This is a genomic window from Kordia aestuariivivens, assembly GCF_014397005.1.
Taxonomy (GTDB): domain Bacteria; phylum Bacteroidota; class Bacteroidia; order Flavobacteriales; family Flavobacteriaceae; genus Kordia; species Kordia aestuariivivens.
The window spans coordinates 1-1523 of the sequence record NZ_JACGWS010000036.1 but is presented as its reverse complement, the minus strand read 5'-3'; the positions used below and the strand labels follow the sequence as shown (position 1 = coordinate 1523).

The 1523-nt window shown below is 39.5% G+C and carries 1 protein-coding gene; it reads left to right on the top strand.

The genetic code is table 11. The features are described 5' to 3' along the window. On the top strand, positions 1 to 1523 hold a 1523-nt coding region (locus H2O64_RS23900), incomplete at both ends, for a condensation domain-containing protein (RefSeq protein ID WP_235983025.1).

Sequence of the window (1523 nt, the reverse complement as noted above, 5' to 3'; positions counted from 1 at the left end):
GGAAAATCGTTGGTTTTATACTATATCAGCGACAGCGAAAACATAGAAACCGACTTGCGCAGTTATCTTCAAGAGCGACTGCCAAGTTATATGCTACCGAGCTACTATCACTCGATGGATCGTTTTCCACTGACAGCCAATGGAAAACTAGACCGTGAAGGCTTCCCAGAAATCTCAATCACAGCACATGCTACCTCAGGACATGGATATGTAGCCCCAAGAAACGAAAGAGAAACTGCCATTGTTACTATCTGGCAAAGCGTATTATCACAAGAAAAAGTAGGAGTCAAAGACGATTACTTTTTACTTGGCGGAAATAGTATCTCTGCAATTAAACTTCTAAATGAATACCACAAACAATTTGGTGTTCGCATCAGTGTACAAGATTTATTTGAACATTCAATCCTAGAGGATCATGTATTGCTACTCAGTAATACAGTACAAACAGATTACAACCCAATACCAAAGGTAGCAATAGCGGAAAGTTATCCACTGTCCAACTCACAACTGCGTCTTTGGTATGCGAGTCAACTAGAATCGAACTCTGTTGCCTATAACATGTTTAGCAGTGTAGTTTTAGATCGTAGTTATGATATAAAATCGTTTGAAAAAGCAATTCACTATACGGTTGATCGCCATGAATCATTGCGCACAATATTCAAAGAAGATGCGCAAGGCAATCTTGGACAAGTTATATTAAGTAGAGAAGCATTAGAATTTACTGTTGATCACAAAGATTATAGAAACGAAGAAAACCCGCAAGCTGCTGCCGATGCATATATCGCTTCGTTAAACTACAAAGTATTTGATTTAAGTACTGGACCATTATTACGGGTTAGTTTACTTCGGATCTCAGAACACACGTATATATTTTACAGTGCCATGCATCATATTATCAGTGATGGTTGGTCAATGGAACTCTTATCGCGAGATATTTTTGGGTATTACAAGTCCTTTGCCTCAGGCGAAACTCCAACAGAAGCACCCTTACGTATACAATACAAAGATTACGCAGTTTGGCAACAGGCAGAACTTGCTGGCAACACTGAGTTTGATACTGCCAAAGACTATTGGTTAGATCGTTTATCAGGCGAATTACCACTGATCGATTTACCCAATCAAAAACTACGACCAAAATTTAAAAGCAGCAACGGAAAGTATTTACATACCTACATCGATGCAGGACTGCTGCAACAAATGAACACGTATGTATCCGATACCGATGGTAGTTTATTTATGCTAGTCCTCTCGCTCTTAAACACCACCTTATATCGTTACACAGCCAGTAAAGACATCATCATCGGAAGTCCGGTAGCCGGAAGAAACCATCCAGATTTAGAAAATCAAATAGGCTTCTATGTGAACAACTTAGCGATGCGCACACGTTTAGATCCAGAGGCTAGTTTTAATGAGCTCTACGAAAAAGTAAAGCACAATGTGCTGTCAGACTTTGCACATCAGCAATATCCTTTTGATACCCTTGTTGAAGAATTAGGCTTGCAATATGATGCAAGTAGAACTCC